Annotated in this window: 20 protein-coding genes; 18 read left to right on the forward strand and 2 right to left on the reverse strand. The window is 43.0% G+C overall.

The annotated features are described in order from the left end of the window. Positions 1 to 4 precede the first annotated feature (4 nt). The 7 genes from AC0YNW_RS05940 (at position 5) to AC0YNW_RS05970 (ending at position 5978) form a co-directional block, all read left to right on the forward strand. Positions 5 to 2401, forward strand: coding sequence for a hypothetical protein (locus AC0YNW_RS05940; protein ID WP_475831136.1), 2397 nt, complete (start codon positions 5 to 7; stop codon positions 2399 to 2401). A gap of 20 nt (positions 2402 to 2421) precedes the next feature. Continuing rightward, on the forward strand, positions 2422 to 3288 hold the full coding sequence (locus AC0YNW_RS05945) for an ABC transporter ATP-binding protein (protein WP_475831137.1): 867 nt from the start codon (positions 2422 to 2424) through the stop codon (positions 3286 to 3288). A 237-nt stretch (positions 3289 to 3525) separates the two neighbouring features. Continuing rightward, the gene (locus AC0YNW_RS05950) at positions 3526 to 4008 is read left to right on the forward strand and encodes a MarR family transcriptional regulator (RefSeq protein WP_475831138.1); all 483 of its coding nucleotides are present in this window, start codon (positions 3526 to 3528) and stop codon (positions 4006 to 4008) included. A gap of 19 nt (positions 4009 to 4027) precedes the next feature. Then, positions 4028 to 4603 carry a nitroreductase family protein gene (locus AC0YNW_RS05955; RefSeq protein ID WP_475831139.1) on the forward strand — a complete coding sequence of 192 codons (576 nt, stop codon included), beginning with the start codon at positions 4028 to 4030 and terminating at the stop codon, positions 4601 to 4603. A gap of 14 nt (positions 4604 to 4617) precedes the next feature. Next, the gene (locus tag AC0YNW_RS05960) at positions 4618 to 5103 is read left to right on the forward strand and encodes a nitroreductase family protein (protein WP_475831140.1); all 486 of its coding nucleotides are present in this window, start codon (positions 4618 to 4620) and stop codon (positions 5101 to 5103) included. A gap of 94 nt (positions 5104 to 5197) precedes the next feature. Then, entirely contained in the window at positions 5198 to 5659 is a 462-nt protein-coding gene (locus AC0YNW_RS05965) for a sensor domain-containing protein (protein WP_475831141.1), read from the forward strand. Between the two features lie 7 nt (positions 5660 to 5666). Then, entirely contained in the window at positions 5667 to 5978 is a 312-nt protein-coding gene (locus AC0YNW_RS05970; RefSeq protein ID WP_475831142.1) for a hypothetical protein, read from the forward strand. Between the two features lie 121 nt (positions 5979 to 6099). Here the strand turns inward: AC0YNW_RS05970 and AC0YNW_RS05975 are convergent, their stop codons facing one another. Next, the gene (locus tag AC0YNW_RS05975; protein WP_475831143.1) at positions 6100 to 6576 is read right to left on the reverse strand and encodes an Lrp/AsnC family transcriptional regulator; all 477 of its coding nucleotides are present in this window, start codon (positions 6574 to 6576) and stop codon (positions 6100 to 6102) included. A 148-nt stretch (positions 6577 to 6724) separates the two neighbouring features. Between AC0YNW_RS05975 and AC0YNW_RS05980 the strand changes: the two genes are divergently transcribed. The 10 genes from AC0YNW_RS05980 (at position 6725) to AC0YNW_RS06025 (ending at position 14507) form a co-directional block, all read left to right on the forward strand. Next, on the forward strand, positions 6725 to 7540 hold the full coding sequence (locus tag AC0YNW_RS05980; RefSeq protein ID WP_475831144.1) for an alpha/beta fold hydrolase: 816 nt from the start codon (positions 6725 to 6727) through the stop codon (positions 7538 to 7540). A gap of 174 nt (positions 7541 to 7714) precedes the next feature. Then, on the forward strand, positions 7715 to 8035 hold the full coding sequence (locus tag AC0YNW_RS05985) for a DUF6442 family protein (RefSeq protein ID WP_475831276.1): 321 nt from the start codon (positions 7715 to 7717) through the stop codon (positions 8033 to 8035). A gap of 9 nt (positions 8036 to 8044) precedes the next feature. After that, the gene (locus AC0YNW_RS05990) at positions 8045 to 8254 is read left to right on the forward strand and encodes a helix-turn-helix transcriptional regulator (protein ID WP_387479258.1); all 210 of its coding nucleotides are present in this window, start codon (positions 8045 to 8047) and stop codon (positions 8252 to 8254) included. A 36-nt stretch (positions 8255 to 8290) separates the two neighbouring features. After that, positions 8291 to 8776, forward strand: coding sequence for a small multi-drug export protein (locus tag AC0YNW_RS05995; RefSeq protein WP_387479255.1), 486 nt, complete (start codon positions 8291 to 8293; stop codon positions 8774 to 8776). Between the two features lie 204 nt (positions 8777 to 8980). Beyond that, positions 8981 to 9811: an AraC family transcriptional regulator gene (locus tag AC0YNW_RS06000; protein WP_475831145.1), complete on the forward strand. Its 831-nt coding sequence runs from the start codon at positions 8981 to 8983 to the stop codon at positions 9809 to 9811. 268 nt (positions 9812 to 10079) lie between these two features. Further along, a complete protein-coding gene (locus AC0YNW_RS06005; protein WP_475831146.1) occupies positions 10080 to 10391 on the forward strand; it encodes an ArsR/SmtB family transcription factor in 312 nt (103 codons plus the stop codon). Between the two features lie 15 nt (positions 10392 to 10406). Continuing rightward, a complete protein-coding gene (locus AC0YNW_RS06010; RefSeq protein WP_475831147.1) occupies positions 10407 to 11825 on the forward strand; it encodes an arsenic transporter in 1419 nt (472 codons plus the stop codon). Between the two features lie 20 nt (positions 11826 to 11845). Then, complete coding sequence (gene arsC / locus AC0YNW_RS06015; RefSeq protein ID WP_475831148.1) at positions 11846 to 12274, forward strand: arsenate reductase (thioredoxin); 429 nt, start codon at positions 11846 to 11848, stop codon at positions 12272 to 12274. 267 nt (positions 12275 to 12541) lie between these two features. Continuing rightward, positions 12542 to 12991, forward strand: coding sequence for a MarR family winged helix-turn-helix transcriptional regulator (locus AC0YNW_RS06020; protein ID WP_475831149.1), 450 nt, complete (start codon positions 12542 to 12544; stop codon positions 12989 to 12991). Between the two features lie 121 nt (positions 12992 to 13112). After that, entirely contained in the window at positions 13113 to 14507 is a 1395-nt protein-coding gene (locus tag AC0YNW_RS06025) for an NAD(P)-binding domain-containing protein (RefSeq protein WP_475831150.1), read from the forward strand. Between the two features lie 147 nt (positions 14508 to 14654). Here the strand turns inward: AC0YNW_RS06025 and AC0YNW_RS06030 are convergent, their stop codons facing one another. After that, positions 14655 to 15260, reverse strand: a complete 606-nt coding sequence (locus AC0YNW_RS06030) for a TetR/AcrR family transcriptional regulator (protein WP_475831151.1) — start codon at positions 15258 to 15260, stop codon at positions 14655 to 14657. 192 nt (positions 15261 to 15452) lie between these two features. Here AC0YNW_RS06030 and AC0YNW_RS06035 point away from each other — a divergent pair, with 192 nt between their 5' ends. Continuing rightward, on the forward strand, positions 15453 to 16232 hold the full coding sequence (locus AC0YNW_RS06035; RefSeq protein ID WP_475831152.1) for a nuclear transport factor 2 family protein: 780 nt from the start codon (positions 15453 to 15455) through the stop codon (positions 16230 to 16232). Positions 16233 to 16282: the final 50 nt, after the last annotated feature.

Raw genomic sequence — 16282 nt, forward strand, 5'->3', positions numbered from 1 at the left:
CAGTATGCATAAGATTGTCGCCTACGAGCTATTAAAAGTTTGGAATCGAAAATGGTTTTTGTATATTTCCTTGAGTATTTTGTTTATCAATCTTTTGGTTCAATACAATAATCAAATTTCAGAAAATCGTGAACTTATTAATATAAAACATCAGTATGAAATTCAGGAACAGGACTATAATCATTTAAACCAAAGTGATGGAATTCTCAAAGCTGCAGGCGAACAACAACGATTGAATATATTATTAACTTTCGTTATGCCCATACTTAATCAGCAGGATGAAATATGGAAGAGGATGGCGGAAGAAGCTCAAAAACAACATCCTGATCTCTATATTGAGTTTCAAAAAAGCGTTTATGTTCTTGAACCGCTACGAATATACGAAGATCTGCATGTTATTACTTTAATCAAAAATCAATATGAATACTTCGAAAATTACGAGAAAAAATTTATTTTAATGGAAGAACATGGGAAGAAGATGCAAGAGACTTCCATTTTTGCAGATAAGGAATCTTTTTCGTACCGAAATATTGATAAAACGATTGCTGATTTCAATCTGCTTCAAGGTACTGAACTTAAACTTGGTATAGAGAATGGTATCATTGAAGGTACAAGCTTAGGAGCAACAGATGCCATTGTCGTGATCGTATTGTTTTTACTCGGTTTTATCTTGTTTCAAATGGATAAGGAACTTGGGCTCGTTGCATTCCTGCGTACAACACGTTACGGAAGAATGCGCCTATTAATTGGAAAGCTTATTGTATTCATTGGAGTTGCGAGTATTTATTCCTTGTTTGCTTACGGAAGCTTATTGGGCGTTATGGAATATCTATATGGTTTTGGAGATAAGTCTAGATTTATTCAATCCATGCCTTCATTTGAAAACGCTGTTCATCTTCTTTCTGTAAACCATTATTTGATTCAGTTTTTTCTTTTGAAGCTGGCAAGTGTTGTTTTTATTGCTATCTTTTTCGTATTATTGTTTTTGTTATTTCAGCATTCAGGTGCTGTCTATGTCATAATTATTATCTTAGTTGGAACTGGTTTATTCGCTTATTACTCAATAAACCCTAATTCCGCATTAAATATTCTTAAATATTCAAATCCTATTGCCTTTTTTGATACATATGGTCTTCTTGGAGATTATAGAAATTTGAATTTTGCCGGCTATCCTATTAGCAAAGATAATCTGACGTTTTCTATTCTAGGTATTGTTTCAGTCATATTATTATTTGTTAGTATTCGTGTGCATTCAACTGGTTTTTTTTGGATGGGAAAACCGTTTTGGAGTAGATGGACAGAATGGTTTAGTCGTTTGATTTTTATGAAAAAGAAAAGTAATTCATTAATGATTCACGAATCATATAAATTGTATATTAGTGCAAAAACCATACTGGTAGTATTTGTTGCATTACTATATGCGTGGCAATTAATTGATCATGAAGAAAAACGGTTTGGAATAGAAGCATCTGTATATAACGCTTACTTATCCAAGCTTGAAGGTGTTATTACGGATGAAAAGATACGCTTTCTTCAAGAGGAGCGAACTAACTTTGATAGAATTCCTGATCAACTTGATAGATTAGATGAGCTATATCACGATAGTGTGATCGAGTTTTCTGAATATAATAGCGAGTTATTACGTCTTCAGAGTCTTATGCAACAAGAAGAAATTTTTCGGTTGGTAGAAAAACAAAGAGACTATTTACTATGGCTACAGGATGAGCGAGGAATTCAGGCTAGCTTTGTGAATAAAATATCTACAGATCAATTATTCAACCGCCAGAAAGAAGATATACTGGAGAGCATTGTGTATATCGTATTTCTTGCTATAGGTATGAGTTCGTTGATTGCATTAGATCATCGTAAAGATATGACAAGATTGCTAAGAAGCACTCCACACGGAAGGAAGCATCTTTATAGGAGTAAGCTTATAATTGCACTGTTATATGGAGCTTCCACTTTTATACTATTGCAAGTCCCGAAATTTTTAAATGCATTTAGGTTATATCCTAAATGGGATATACATGCGAAGGTTCAAAGCATTGAAGATTTAGAAAAAATCGAATGGCGTTTCTCCATCTTTGAATATCTAATTGCGAGTAGCATACTGCAAATTATCGGACTATTCATTCTTATACAAGTGTTATTCTTGCTGGCTGTACTAATGAGAAAACAGGTTACGTTCTTAATAGTTGCAACTTTTTTGTTTATCCTTCCACTCGGCTTGCAATATATAGGAGGCGAATGGATAGCGCCGTTTACATTCAATACGGTCTTTCAATTATATTACGCTTTCTCTCAAAACTCGTATTCACTCGGATTAACAATTTATTATACTGTCCTGCTTTTACTCTTCTTTTGTTCAAGTATTATGGCAAAACGTTTGTACAATAGATGACAGTTTGGAGGCAACCGTTCATGCAACTGAGTATTTCCGCAATCACAAAACGTTATCAACGCGGGCGCAAAACGGCAATAAACCAATTTACTGCGGAATTAACTCCAGGTATATATGGGCTTCTTGGTCCTAACGGAGCAGGAAAAACTACACTTATGAATTTAATTACGGATCAATTTCAACCTGATGAAGGGGAAATCCGATACAATGGAAAAAACATCACATCTTTAGGTGAAAAATATCGCCAAATCTTGGGCTACATGCCACAGCAGCAAGGAGTATATGAAGATTTTACTGGAAGGCGTTTTCTTTGGTACATAGCTGCATTAAAGGGATTGACAGCTACAACGGCCAGAGAGAGAATTGATTTTCTGCTTGAGACGGTAAATTTAACTCAAGATGCGGATAAAAAGCTTGGAGCTTATTCTGGGGGCATGAAGCAACGTATATTAATCGCGCAAGCGCTGCTTAATGATCCGGAGATTCTCATTCTTGATGAGCCAACTGCAGGGCTGGACCCAAAAGAACGTATTCGAATACGAAACTTTATTTCAACTATAGCTGCTAATAAGATTGTTCTTATAGCAACGCATGTCGTTCCCGACATAGAGTTTATTTCCAAACAGATTATCTTATTAAAGCGTGGAGAATTGGTCTTGATGGATGAAGCTGTAAAAGTTACAGAGACTATTGAAGGTAAGGTAGGAGAGTATTTATTATCAGAGGAGGAGCTTGTTCAAACTCAAAAGCAATACCGGGTGAGTCAAATTACTCGTGAAACTGACGGTGTATGGGCACGAATCATACATGAGAAACCGTTAGAAGGGAAACCTTCCAGGTTAGTAAAACCGAATCTGGAGGATGTATATTTATACCATTTTGAATAAGACCATATTAATTAGATGAATGGAAGCACCTTCAAGAAATTGAAGGTGTTTTTATATCTTCAAATGTTCATGGCGGAAAGATAACGAAAGCTGATGAGGCACTTAAAGCATAGTTGATAATGATTATCACTTATGTTATATTGTTAAGAGGTTAACAAAATAATCATTGAAATCGCTTGGCTCTTCATAAATTAGCATTCATTTTAAATTAACTAGTAAACAAGGAGTGACTAAAGAATGGACACGCATGATCGAACGAAACAGCATTTGTATGATCAATATATCCGGTTTCTGCACGTATTTGAAAGCTATAAGGATACGGAAATCGATCAATTTTTCAATATTGCAGAGAGGGTCGCTATTGAGAAGCTCCCACAAAATTTGACCACAGTTCATGTCATTGATTGCATTGGAAGGCATGAACCGATTAACAATACGGGGATTGCCGAGAAAATGAATTTGTCGAAGGCGAGTATTACCAAAATCGGCAACAAACTGCTGGAGGAAGGCTTCGTCAAACGCACGCAAATGAATGACAACAAGAAAGAGAGTTATTTTCGCTTGTCGCCGCAAGGCAAAAAAGTCTTTGAATTGCATGAACGTCTTCATGAGCTTGAAGCTGAACGATTTTATCGCTTCTTGGACAAATACTCGGAAGAGGAACTGAAGGTGATCCATCAGTTTCTTCAGGACAGTCGTATATACATTGAATCCAGATGATCAGAAGGGAATGAATGACATGAATTTGGCTGAATTGATCATGGATCGGAGAAGTATTCGAAAATGCAATAACAAGCCGGTAGCGCAAGAGCTTGTCGTTGACTTGCTGAGAGATGCAGCCCGGCTGCAGCCTGCCCTCGAAGATGGTGCATGGCGCGTTATGTATGCCGGAACTCCCGAGTCCAGCAAACGGTTGGTCGATTATATGCTTGCGCAGATGGCGCAGAGTAAGCTGGGCAAGCTGATTCCAGGAAAACTGCTGGATGTGTTGAAAAAAAGATTTACCGACATTCCTGCTCATGTCATTGTGTTGTCCGCTAAAGGGCCGGATCGCCTGACGAGCGACCGAAATTATGCAGCTGTCTGCGGGATGATGCAGAGCTTTCAGCTGCTGGGATGGGAACAGGGATTAGGCATGATTTGGGATACGGAATCCATCTTTCAGCAAGAAAGCTTCTTTAGAGGTATCGGAAAGCGCGAGGATGAAAGATTTGTTGGCATACTCCATTTGGGCTACTATGACAAAGCCCCTAGGGGCCGCAAAAGAACGCCTGCCGAGCGGAAGTGGACAATATTGCAGGGCAGCGCTATATAAAGGAGAGTGTGAATATGAAACTATCCGATCTAGCTGGAGAGATGAGCAAACCGATACACTTTGTAGATCGCTTGGTATCTCCACAACTGATTCTGGAGCTTCTTAATGTTGCCGTATGGGCACCGAACGATGGCCTTCGCGAGCCATGGCGTTTTATTTTCGCCGATAACCGCACTGGCCAGATCCTTCAAGGTTTGCAGGAGCCGGCACCAGCTTATCTGCTTATCGTAATGAGGGAAGAGGCGGATCATCATAAACAAGAGGAGGATTTTGCGGCGGTTAGCTGCCTCATCCAAAACTTCCGCCTCCTTGCACATGAGCGGGACTTAGGGGTCCGTTGGACACTTCATGAATGGATGTATGACCGAAGCCATGCTGAATCGTTCGGCGTACAGGGGAATGAGCGTATCGCTGCGGTACTGGAAATGGGGTATAACGTGTCTTTTTCAGAAGAGAGAACAGTGGTTCAAGAGTCCAAGCTGCGTTTCGAACTGTTGTAGGGCTATGATGCGGGAGGAATCGCCGAACTAGACTAAGGTCTTGCTCCGATTCCATTCGTCAGAATGAGGATGATACCTAGCGGAAAAGGCTACAATGAGAGCAACAAAACGAGAAAGTGTGGTTGTACTTATGAAAAAGCCAAGCGTCTTGCAGGCGTGGAAAATGCTCGTCCTGTCTCTTCCTAAGGGAATCGCTGCATTCGTCATTTTCGTAGCCGGATTGTCCGTAAGCCTACCGCTATCAATATTTCTGATAGGTTTACCGCTGTTAGCTGTGACGCTGGTTCTATGCCGGACGATCATGGAAGGGGAAGCGAGATACGTGTCGGCCTGGCTCCAGGGAAAAGAGCATCCTGCTTTTTCCACTCCAACAGACCCGACTCCCGGAGAGCAGCAGGGATGGTGGTCATGGGTGTCATCCGTTTTGAAAAATGGTCGTTCATATCGTGGTATCTTATTCGGGATTATGCAGTTTCCTATTAGTATCGCGGCGTTCACCTTTGCTATCGTGCTGCCGATAACGTCCTTCGCAGTGCTGCTCGCCGGTCGCTTATGAAGTAAGCATGAGATTGTTCGATTTTTATTTATTTGCAAACGAATGGGGACTGGACCTGCTGTTCGACTGGAACTTGACATCCGCCGAACGTTCCTGGATCGCCTGCGGGGTCGGCGTCATTCTCACGCTGCTGTTACCACTGCTGCTTAGAGGTCTTAGCCGCTGGTACGCAGCTTGGATTTTGACTGTCTCGGGCTGCGAGTCCGTACACCGATCTGGACCGGAAGGAACTTATGGGAATGGAAGGTTTGTTAGAGCCATGGAAAACAAAGAGGCAAGAACTTTCCATTCTGAACACGGCGTTCCGCCTATTAGCTAATGGTCAGTTAGTAGATGGACATGGTTACACCATCGCCAATAAGAAGAAAACCGGTTACTTGATAATCGGCTTTCTTTTTTATATATGTTGGAAAGTTGTCAGTGCATGATACACCAGTTATTTATTCATCTTCTCCTGCCTGATCCAATGGAGTGACGCTTGATGCTTTACGGCTCGCAACAAGGCTTTTATTCTCGAAGCGAGTGGAAAGGACGACAAGGGTCGTTGAAAATCCAAATGCGTGGCAAACTTCTAAGAAGCTTTCTAACGACTCACCGGTTTCTGTTACAACTTTGAATAAATAATTATACTCTCCACTGGTTCTGTAGAAATCTACGATTTCAGGAGCAGCTTCGCTGAAAGCTTCGAATTCTTTGCACTTATTGGATTTGAACAGTACAAACGCGGTTGTATACTTGCCAAGCTTGGACGGAGAAATCTCTGCACGATAACCCGTTATGACCTCTCGTTCCTCCAATCTCCGAAGTCGTTCCGTTACAGCCGGTTGCGACATCGCAATCATGCGACTCATCTCAGATACCGTAATTCTGGCGTTATCATGAAGAATGGACAGTATTTTTCCATCGATGTGGTCCAAAAACAGATCACCTCATTTTTATAAAGTTTAAATGGGAAACGACGATAAAATTAAGTTTTTAAGCCCCAAATGCCGTCATTTTCTTATTTAAATTGTAGTGCAGTTTCCATAAAATGCAACTATAAAGGAAAAAGGGAGACTGAGCATAATGAAGACAAAGGAAACGGGAAGAGTTGAGGAGCTAAACTATTTTACGACAGGAGATGGCGTTCGGATTGCTTACCGGTTCGATGGATTGGTCGACAAGCCCGTACTCGTGCTTGCGAACTCTATCGCGACATCAATGAACATGTGGGAGGGACAAATCCCTGAGCTTTCCAAGCATTTCCGCGTTCTTCGCTACGATTATCGGGGGCATGGCGACTCGGAAACGCCAGACGGCCCTTATTCGATTGATAGATTGGGAAGAGATGTCACCGAACTGCTCGACGCGCTTCACATCGACCGTGTGCATTTCCTCGGTCTGTCGCTCGGCGGCGTCATTGCCCAATGGGTAGGTATTTACGCACCGGAGCGGATTGACCGGCTCATTCTGAGCAATACGTCTTCTTATTTGGGGCCAGCCGAGCAATGGCAAGGTTTAATAACCTCCGTGCTGGAGCCTGGGAAGCTGCCCGAATTCGCAGATAGGTTCATTCAGAACTGGTTTCCTTCGCACATGCTGGAGTCAGAAACCCCGCAAGTCGCCTCCTTCCGCGAGATGGTGCTGGCTACCCGTCCGCAAGGAATTGCTGGAAGCTGGGCTGCGATCCGTGATATGGATATGCGACGGACTGCCGCGTTAATCAAAAACCCGACTTTGGTTATTGGGGGCCAATATGATACGGTGACGCTTCCCGCACACAGTGAATGGATTGCCGAGACAGTGCCGAACGCCAAGCTGCTCCTATTGCCCGTAGTTCACTTATCTAATGTGGAGGATCAAGCCGGATTTCTGAGTGCTGTGCTCGAATTTTTACAGTGAAATAAAGTTGATTCCAGAAGGGTTCTGAAGCACCTGTCGGTTTATCTGACAGGTGTTACTTTGTGCATGGATCATACGAAATGTTTGACAAGTAAACTTGGCAACTCTATACTGAATCTATGCCAATAAAACTTGGCAAATATCTAAGGAGGGATCCTCATTAATAAAGATGAAATTTTGTCTAAAAGCAGAAAAGAAAACAAGAATAAGGATTTATACCAAATAGAAGTTCAGATCAAAGCGGGCAATATCGGTTCTCTTGCGGCGACAATATTAGCTACTTTTTTATTTGTGACGCAAAGTGTGATTGGCGATGGTTTTGATTTTGGCTTATACGCCGTCATATTTTCGGTATCCGCGGCCGGCTTCATCTACAAAGCATTCCGGATGAAACGCAGACGCGATATTGCATTTTCAATTATTTATACTCTTGCGACGCTGATTTTATCGATTGTCCATATTTTAAAATTGATCACAACTTATGGAAGTATATAGGGTGAGCCGATGGAAGATGAATTGATCCTTAGAAACCATTTGAAAGAAGTACGGACTGAAAAACATTTATCACAAGCACAGCTTGCAAAGTTAGTCGGTGTCTCCCGGAATACGATTAGTTCCATTGAGACAGGACAATTTAATCCAACAGCAAAACTGGCCTTGATTCTATGTATTGCATTGGACAAGAAGTTCGAAGAACTCTTTTATTTTGATTGAATCTTGCTGTTATATTGCAGCGTTGGAGGTTGGCAGATGGATATTGGGAGCATATTGGAAGGCGTAAAGGAAGCGAATCTATTCATTCAATTAGGAGTTGTGTTTCTGGTCTCGCTCGTGCCTTTCCTGGAAGGCTATGTTGCGGCCTCAGTGGGGATTGTTATTGGCTTTTCGGCCATTCCGACGATCATAGCTGCTTCGCTTGGGAACTGGCTGTCCGTTATGGCGATTGTTGTGCTGTACGAAAAGCTGAGTCAACGCCGAAAAGCTAAACAGAAGGACGGGGGTTCCGGCAAGAGAATGGAAGCCGCTCGCAAGCTGTTTAATAAATACGGGGTGCCTGGTGTCGCATTGATTGGGCCTATCGTGTTCGGTCATCATATTGGGGCGTTTATTTCGCTCGTATCGGGAGCATCCAGACGTTATGTGACACTATGGATGACGGTCGGCGTTCTGGTCTGGACAATCGGAGCGGGTGTTCTGGCAGCTGTAGGTGTTGATCTTGTAAGCCGTTTGCGTTAGATTTGCTGTTACCTCTTAGGCAAGAAAACGATAGGAGGCCTATACTGTGTAGATACAGGACTTATGGTATTAGTTGATTCGAATGCTAAACCATTATTGAAAAAGATGATAATTAGGGACTGGCAAACATGATATTTCTGTGCATCAATTGCAAGGATTCCTTTCCAAAAGTCCCTTATAATAACTTTTGAAAGGATGATCGATATGGATTGGTTGGAACGCATGAATAGTGCCATGGACTACGTAGAAACACATCTTACGGAAACGATCGACTACGACCAAGTGGCTCAAATCGCTTGCTGCTCAACCTATCATTTTCAACGCATGTTTCCATTCATCACCGATGTTCCGTTGTCGGAATATATTCGGCGCAGGCGACTAACGCTTGCCGCATTTGAACTGCAAAATAGTGGCGTGAAGGTTATTGATGTGGCATACAAGTACGGTTATGAATCGCCTGAGGCGTTTTCCAGAGCGTTCAAAAAATTGCATGGTGTGATGCCAATGTCTGCGCGCGACAAAGGTGTCTCACTCAAGGCTTATCCTCGATTATCCTTTCAGATTTCGATTCGAGGAGCTGTGGAGATGAATTACAAAATCGAAGAAAAGCAAGGCTTTGACATGTTTGGTGTTTCAACTAAGATCAAAGCCGGTGGCGAAAATCCGTATATTGAAATACCGGAATTTTGGAAGAGGAGCATTGCCGACGGAACCGTCGACCGAATCCGTGCTGCAGCAGGCTTGGGGACAGATGGCGAGATTCATTCGGTTTTTTACAATAACAATGGCGAGAAGTTTTCCTACATGATTAGTTATTTCATGCCACAGAGCGGCTTGCCGCAAGGATTTGAACAGGTGCAGATTCCTCCGCAAACTTATGCGATATTTACAACTGGCGTAAACCCGCAAAACGATATCCATGCTTTGTGGAGACGAATTTCGTCGGAATGGTTTCCAACCAGTGACTATGAATACGCCAAAGGACCTGAGTTCGAGATGAGCTATGACAGAAGCGGCGGCATGTATGAGATGTAAATTTGGATTCCTGTCGTTAAAAAAACAGCATCATAAGCGTTGACGGTACTATGAGGGATTTAACGTAGCTTTGTGTTAGGGACGAGCAGCATCGGTATACAAAACAACCCAAATCAAATGATTTGAGGTTGTTTTGTGTTCGTAATCAATTCTGGCTTTGACTAGTGTCTGGACAAGCATTTTTATGTTAATAATATAATCATTTACTTATATAATTATATGCGTATATAATAATACCAAGAAGTAATCAGAAAGGAGGAGAATCCGCATGAAAGGGATCGATACATTAGCGGAGCAATTAAAGCTGCTGGGGGATAAGACAAGACTTACGATTGTAGCCATGCTGAAAGAACGCGCACTATGTGTGTGTGACATTGTGGAACTCCTTGAAACATCGCAGCCCAATGCCAGCCAGCATTTGCGGAAATTAAAAGCCGCAGGGCTCGTCAGCGAATCCAGAAAGGGCCAGTGGATTTATTATTCACTACACATCGAAGACAAGCCCGAGGTTCAGGCCATTGTGAATTTGCTGCCATCTCTAAAGGAGAAAGTGGATCAATTAAAAAATGTGTGTGATTAATACGGGGGATCTTCCATGGTAATCATAGCTGTTCTTGTTTTCTTGCTTACGTTAACATTCGTAATCTGGCAGCCGAAGGGATTAAGCATCGGATGGTCCGCAACTGCAGGCGCTATGCTTGCCTTGCTCTTGGGCGTTGTGAGCTTAGCCGATGTAGGAACGGTGACGGGAATTGTATGGAACGCTACTCTAGCTTTTGTCGCGATTATATTCATCTCATTAGTGCTTGATAGCATCGGATTTTTTGAGTGGTCAGCCCTGCATATGGCGCGTCTGGCACGCGGGAACGGATTGCTCATGTTTTTGTATATTATTTTGCTGGGATCTGCGGTTGCTGCACTATTTGCCAATGATGGAGCAGCTTTAATCATAACGCCAATTGTGCTTGCAATGGTTCGGGCGCTGCAGTTCGAGCAGAAGATGATTCTACCTTTCATTATGGCAAGTGGCTTTATTGCCGATACGGCTTCATTGCCGCTTGTAGTGAGCAATCTGGTGAATATTGTGTCCGCTGATTATTTCAATATCGGGTTTGCGGAATATGCCAGTCGCATGCTTGTACCGAACTTTTTCTCCATCGCGGCAAGTATAGTCGTGTTATATCTGTTCTTTAACAAACGTATCCCAAGAAACTACGACTTAACACAGCTGAAACGGCCAAGTGAAGCCATCAAGGATATCAGGCTCTTCAGTTTGTCTTGGTTCATTTTAGGTGCTCTATTAATCGGATATTTCGTCAGCGAATGGTTTGGGATACCGGTATCCATCATTGCCGGCCTTGCTGCGATTGCTTTCTTATATGCCGCAAGAAAAAGCCCTGTGATACGGACATGGCAGTTAGTGAAGGATGCGCCATGGGCTGTCGTTTTTTTCTCGATTGGCATGTATGTCGTTGTGTACGGACTCCGGAATGCGGGTCTTACGGATGCGCTTGGCGACGTCATCCAATGGGTTGCGGACAAAGGAATGTTCGCCGCTACGGTAGGGATGGGGTTTATCGCCGCCATTTTGTCATCTGTAATGAATAATATGCCGACCGTTATGATTGACGCTCTCGCTATTCAAGGTACGCAAACGGATGGATTTATTCGAGAAGCCCTGATTTATGCCAATGTGATCGGGTCTGATTTAGGTCCGAAAATTACACCAATTGGTTCATTAGCAACATTATTGTGGCTTCATGTGCTGTCCACAAAAAACGTCAAGATCAGTTGGGGGTACTACTTCAAAGTCGGGATGCTGCTGACTATACCTACGCTGTTCATAACGCTTGTCGGTCTATTTATGTGGCTCACAATACTCGAAACGTTCCAGATCAATCCCTGGCTAGGCAATGCCTGCGCAGTACTCTTGCTTTTGTTGATAGGACTGTTCGTTAAATCACGAATGAATCGGCGTCAACAACCTAGCCGTGATCAGGGCGGCACCAATTAAATAAAGGAGAGGGTATACGGATGGTTCAAAACAAACCGCTTGTCTATTTCTTATGTACCGGCAATTCATGCAGAAGCCAGATTGCGGATGGTTTTCTGAGTGCTTTGGGAGGGGATAAGTATGATGTGAAAAGCGCAGGGCTTGAAGCGCATGGACTTAATCCGCGGGCGATCAGCGTGATGAAGGAAGCTGGTATTGATATTAGCCGCAACAGCTCAGATGTGATAAATCCAGTTATTTTAAACCAAGCTGATTATATCATTACGCTATGTGGACATGCCGATGAACATTGCCCTGTGATTTCTAACCCTCACGTAACCAAATGGCATTGGGGATTTGATGATCCAGCCAAGGCCGACGGAACGGAAGAGGAAATTATGGATCAATTCCGCTCAGTCCGCGATGCAATCAAGCAGCGAATCGAGCAGTTTCTTGAAGAAGGAAAGTAACAAATTACAGGGAACAGTTCAATCTACAATCATTTCGATCTGATCCAAAATAATGAGGCCTCAAGTTAATGAGTGCCTCGTTTTGCTTTGGCATCGTTTGATAATAACGTAAGCAACGGTTATAAAACAATTTGATTCCGATACGGGAACTGGTGCGTCGTTGATGATTGCCTTAGATGCTTGATTACTTGTGTTCCGCTTTCCTTTCAATTATTATTTGCAATATGCAAATTTATAATGTATAACTAAATACATGAGGTGAAGCCAATGGAAAATGTTCGGGGTCTTTTTCAAATTATGACACGCCGGTTTGGGTTTCTTAATAAAAACTGTTGTACAGCTGGGGGATTCGAGATTTCGCTGGTTCAAAGCCATATTCTTTATGAAATTGACAGACAAACTAAACCATCCATACAGCAAGTGTCAGAGTCGCTAGGTACGGATGTTACCACTTTTAGCCGGCAGATACAGGCCCTTATAAAAATGAATTTAGTCAAGAAGGTTCCTGATCCTGAAGACCGGAGAGTACAAGTGCTTTCACTCACGACAGAAGGGAAGTACGTGGCTGCAACAATCGATCATCAAATGAACGAATACCTGGATGAAGTGTTCTCTCATATGAATGACTTTGAGAAAGAAACCGTCCTGCGATCGATCAAGCTATTAAATGGAGCCATGGCTAAATCCAGCATGTGTTGTATCACCCCTCTCGGGTGATTTTCTTTCGACAGATACTTGCAAATTGCAAATAATAAACGAAAAGGAGGTGAGAATACATAAACCAAAAAGCTTGATGAATGACGCTTGAGTAATATCTAAATAATTGGAGGTTATCCCTATGAGTCAATGTTGTTCAAAACCGGTTCCGGTTCAGCTTACGATGAAAGCTTCTACTCCTGTGTTAACTAATCATGATCTGCCAGTAGCGATAATCGGCGGGGGCCCGGTAGGCTTGGCCGCTGCTGCCCATCTTGTCACGAAGGGAGAGTCCTTTATTCTCTTTGAAGCCGCTGCGCATATTGCAGGAAATGTGGGCAATTGGGGACATGTACGCGTGTTTACTCCGTGGCCATTTATTACAGATAAAGCGGCTAGGCAATTGCTGGAGGCATCAGAATGGAAGTTGCCCGATGAGGAAGCATTTCCAACAGGCAAGGATTTGATCGACGAGTATATGGCGCCGCTGGCACAGCTTCCTGCGATCAAGCCCTTTGTCCATTATGATGCCAAAGTCGTTGCCGTGAGTCGCAAAGGTTTGAGCAAAGCGAAAACAGCCGGTCGCGATAAGCTGCCCTTTGTCTTGCATGTTCAACACGAAAATCAAACGATCAAGTATGAAGCCAAGGCGGTCATAGACGCCTCAGGAACATGGTCGAATCCGAATCCTGTTGCTTCGGATGGGGTCTGGACAAGGGAGGAGCAGGCATTAGGCAGTCAGATTACGTACGGCATTCCAGATCTATTAGGCAAGGAACAGAAACGATATGCGGCCAAGAATGTGCTTGTAGTCGGAAGCGGCCATTCCGCCATTCATGCGTTGCTGGACTTGGAGCGTCTGCAGGAGCAGCATCCGCAAACAACGATAACTTGGATCATCCGAAAGTCTAACGTGCAAGAGGTTTTTGGTGGTCAGGAACAAGATGCTCTTCGTGAGCGAGGTTTGCTCGGAGTGCGGCTTCAGAAGCTGGTCGAATCGGGAAAGATCACGGTATACACTTCTTTTCTAATTAACGGTTTGGAGAAGGATGGAGCCAGGATTAATGTTCTCGGTAACGTGAATGGGGAACCGGTGAGCATTAATGGAATGGATGAAGTCATCAGCAATACGGGATCACGCCCGGATATCTCTTTCCTTAGAGAAGTCAGGATGGACATGGATACAGACATCGAGAGCGTAACTGCGCTCGCGCCATTAATTGATCCTAACATTCATAGCTGCGGTACCGTAAGACCACATGGTGAAAAAGAACTGCGGCAACCGGACCATAACTTTTATATCGTCGGATCGAAGAGTTACGGACGCGCGCCAACGTTCTTAATGGCTACCGGCTATGAGCAAGTCAGATCCATTGTTGCAGCAATTACGGGGGATTGGGAAGCGGCTGTGAAAGTAGAGCTGGATTTACCGGAGACGGGTGTGTGCAGCGTCAATCGTTCCGTTCAATATGGCAACAGCCTTGATAGCGGCCGAACTATAGCATCAAGTGCAAACAAGACTTCCTGTTGCGACTAAGAAATCCATATGCTTAACTAGGAAGCGGTAAGTTAAAGTTGAAGTGAAGGGCGATAAATAAGCACTGAAGACAGCTGAGCATCATCTCAGCTGCTTCTGTGTTTAGGTACCAAGGAAAAAAGTAAAAATTTTATTCATATTCCAGTTCTAGTCCTCAACAACAATACCGGCTGCCTTCAAATGTCCGTAAGCGACAAGACTGCTAAATTGAGCTGAAACTTCATCTGCTGGCAGGGGCTTATTGTTCTTGATCCACCAAAGGACAATCCCCATGAAAGATGATACCAGATATTCAAGCAGCAATTCCTTGGTTATTGCGGAGTTTTTCCGAGCAGGCTTCCACTCCTCATTTAATTTATCTTTAATGATATTCTCCATCTTCATTTGAAAAGGATAGATTCTATTCTCCTCCGTTAACATCGAATGGTAAAACTTCATGTTCAGTGAGATATGCTCCAGTACAGTCTGCATAACGGTCTCAAGTACAGAAATACTGAACGGATTCATACTAATGGGGCAAAGAACGACTGCATTCTTCAGATCGCTCAACAATTCATTTATATAGGTATCCAATAAATCGGGTTTGCTTTGGTAGTGAAGATAAAAGGTGTTTCGATTGATCACAGCCCGGTCGGCAATATCCTGGATGGTTATCGCTTCATAACCTTTTTCCTGGAGCAGCTCATAGAACGCCTTGCGAATAGATTGTTTGGTGCGCAATATTCTGAGGTCGGTTTTCTTAATTTTGTTCATGTTATGGTTCTCCCCACACTTATTTATCGTCGTTAAACGACAAAGTTTAATTAGTTGTCTGTTATGTTTCGTAAAGCAACATATTGAATATTGAGCATGATAGTTGCCTCTATTATAATGAGCGAAAGATAAATAAACAACAATGTGTTCATTATTTATCGAATGACTATAAACTCCAAGGAGGAACATTCTATGACTATTCAACATCAAAATGAGCTAGTGCGTAAGGCAATTGCTGTGCTTGAAAGCTTCGAAAGCGGAAGCCCAGAAGCAATTACGGCTTACGTTCATCCAGATTGTTATATTCAACACAACCAGGCCTTGTCCGATGGGCGAGAGGCTATGCTTGGCGCACTTGATCATTTGCAGAAAATCGGTACAAAGGTAAGTGTTAAGCGCGCTTTGGTTGATGGTGATTATGTTGTTCTTCATTCCGTGTATCAGTTTTTTGGCCCGAAAATTATCATTGATATTTTCCGTTTTGAGCATGGGCTGATTGTCGAACACTGGGACAATATGCAAGAGATGGTGGAGAGGACACCAAGCCATCATACGATGATTGACGGGGCGGTTACGATCAAGGATATCGACAAGACAGATGTGAATAAAGCATTGGTCACGAGCTATATGGAAAATATTTTGCTGGGGAAAAATCCTGATCTGCTTTCTTCCTACTTTGATGGCGATCGCTATATTCAGCATAGTCCGCATATCGCAGACGGCCTCTCAGGTGTTCATGCCGCATTGCAATCGTTGAAGGAGAGGAATATAGAATTTCAGTATAATCGAATCCATCAGGTGCTTGGGCAAGGAGATTTTGTGCTTGCGGTGAGTGAAGGGACCTTCGACGGCCAGCCTACCGCCTTCTATGATTTGTTCCGAGTGGAGAATGGAAAGATTGCGGAGCATTGGGATGTGATAGAAGCCATATTGCCGGTTGAAAAACGGAAAAATGCGAATTCCAGATTTTGAAGCTGGAGTAGCTGCACCACAAGAGAGACATCGCCGATAACGGTGATGTC

The organism is Paenibacillus sp. J31R120, from assembly GCF_056269225.1.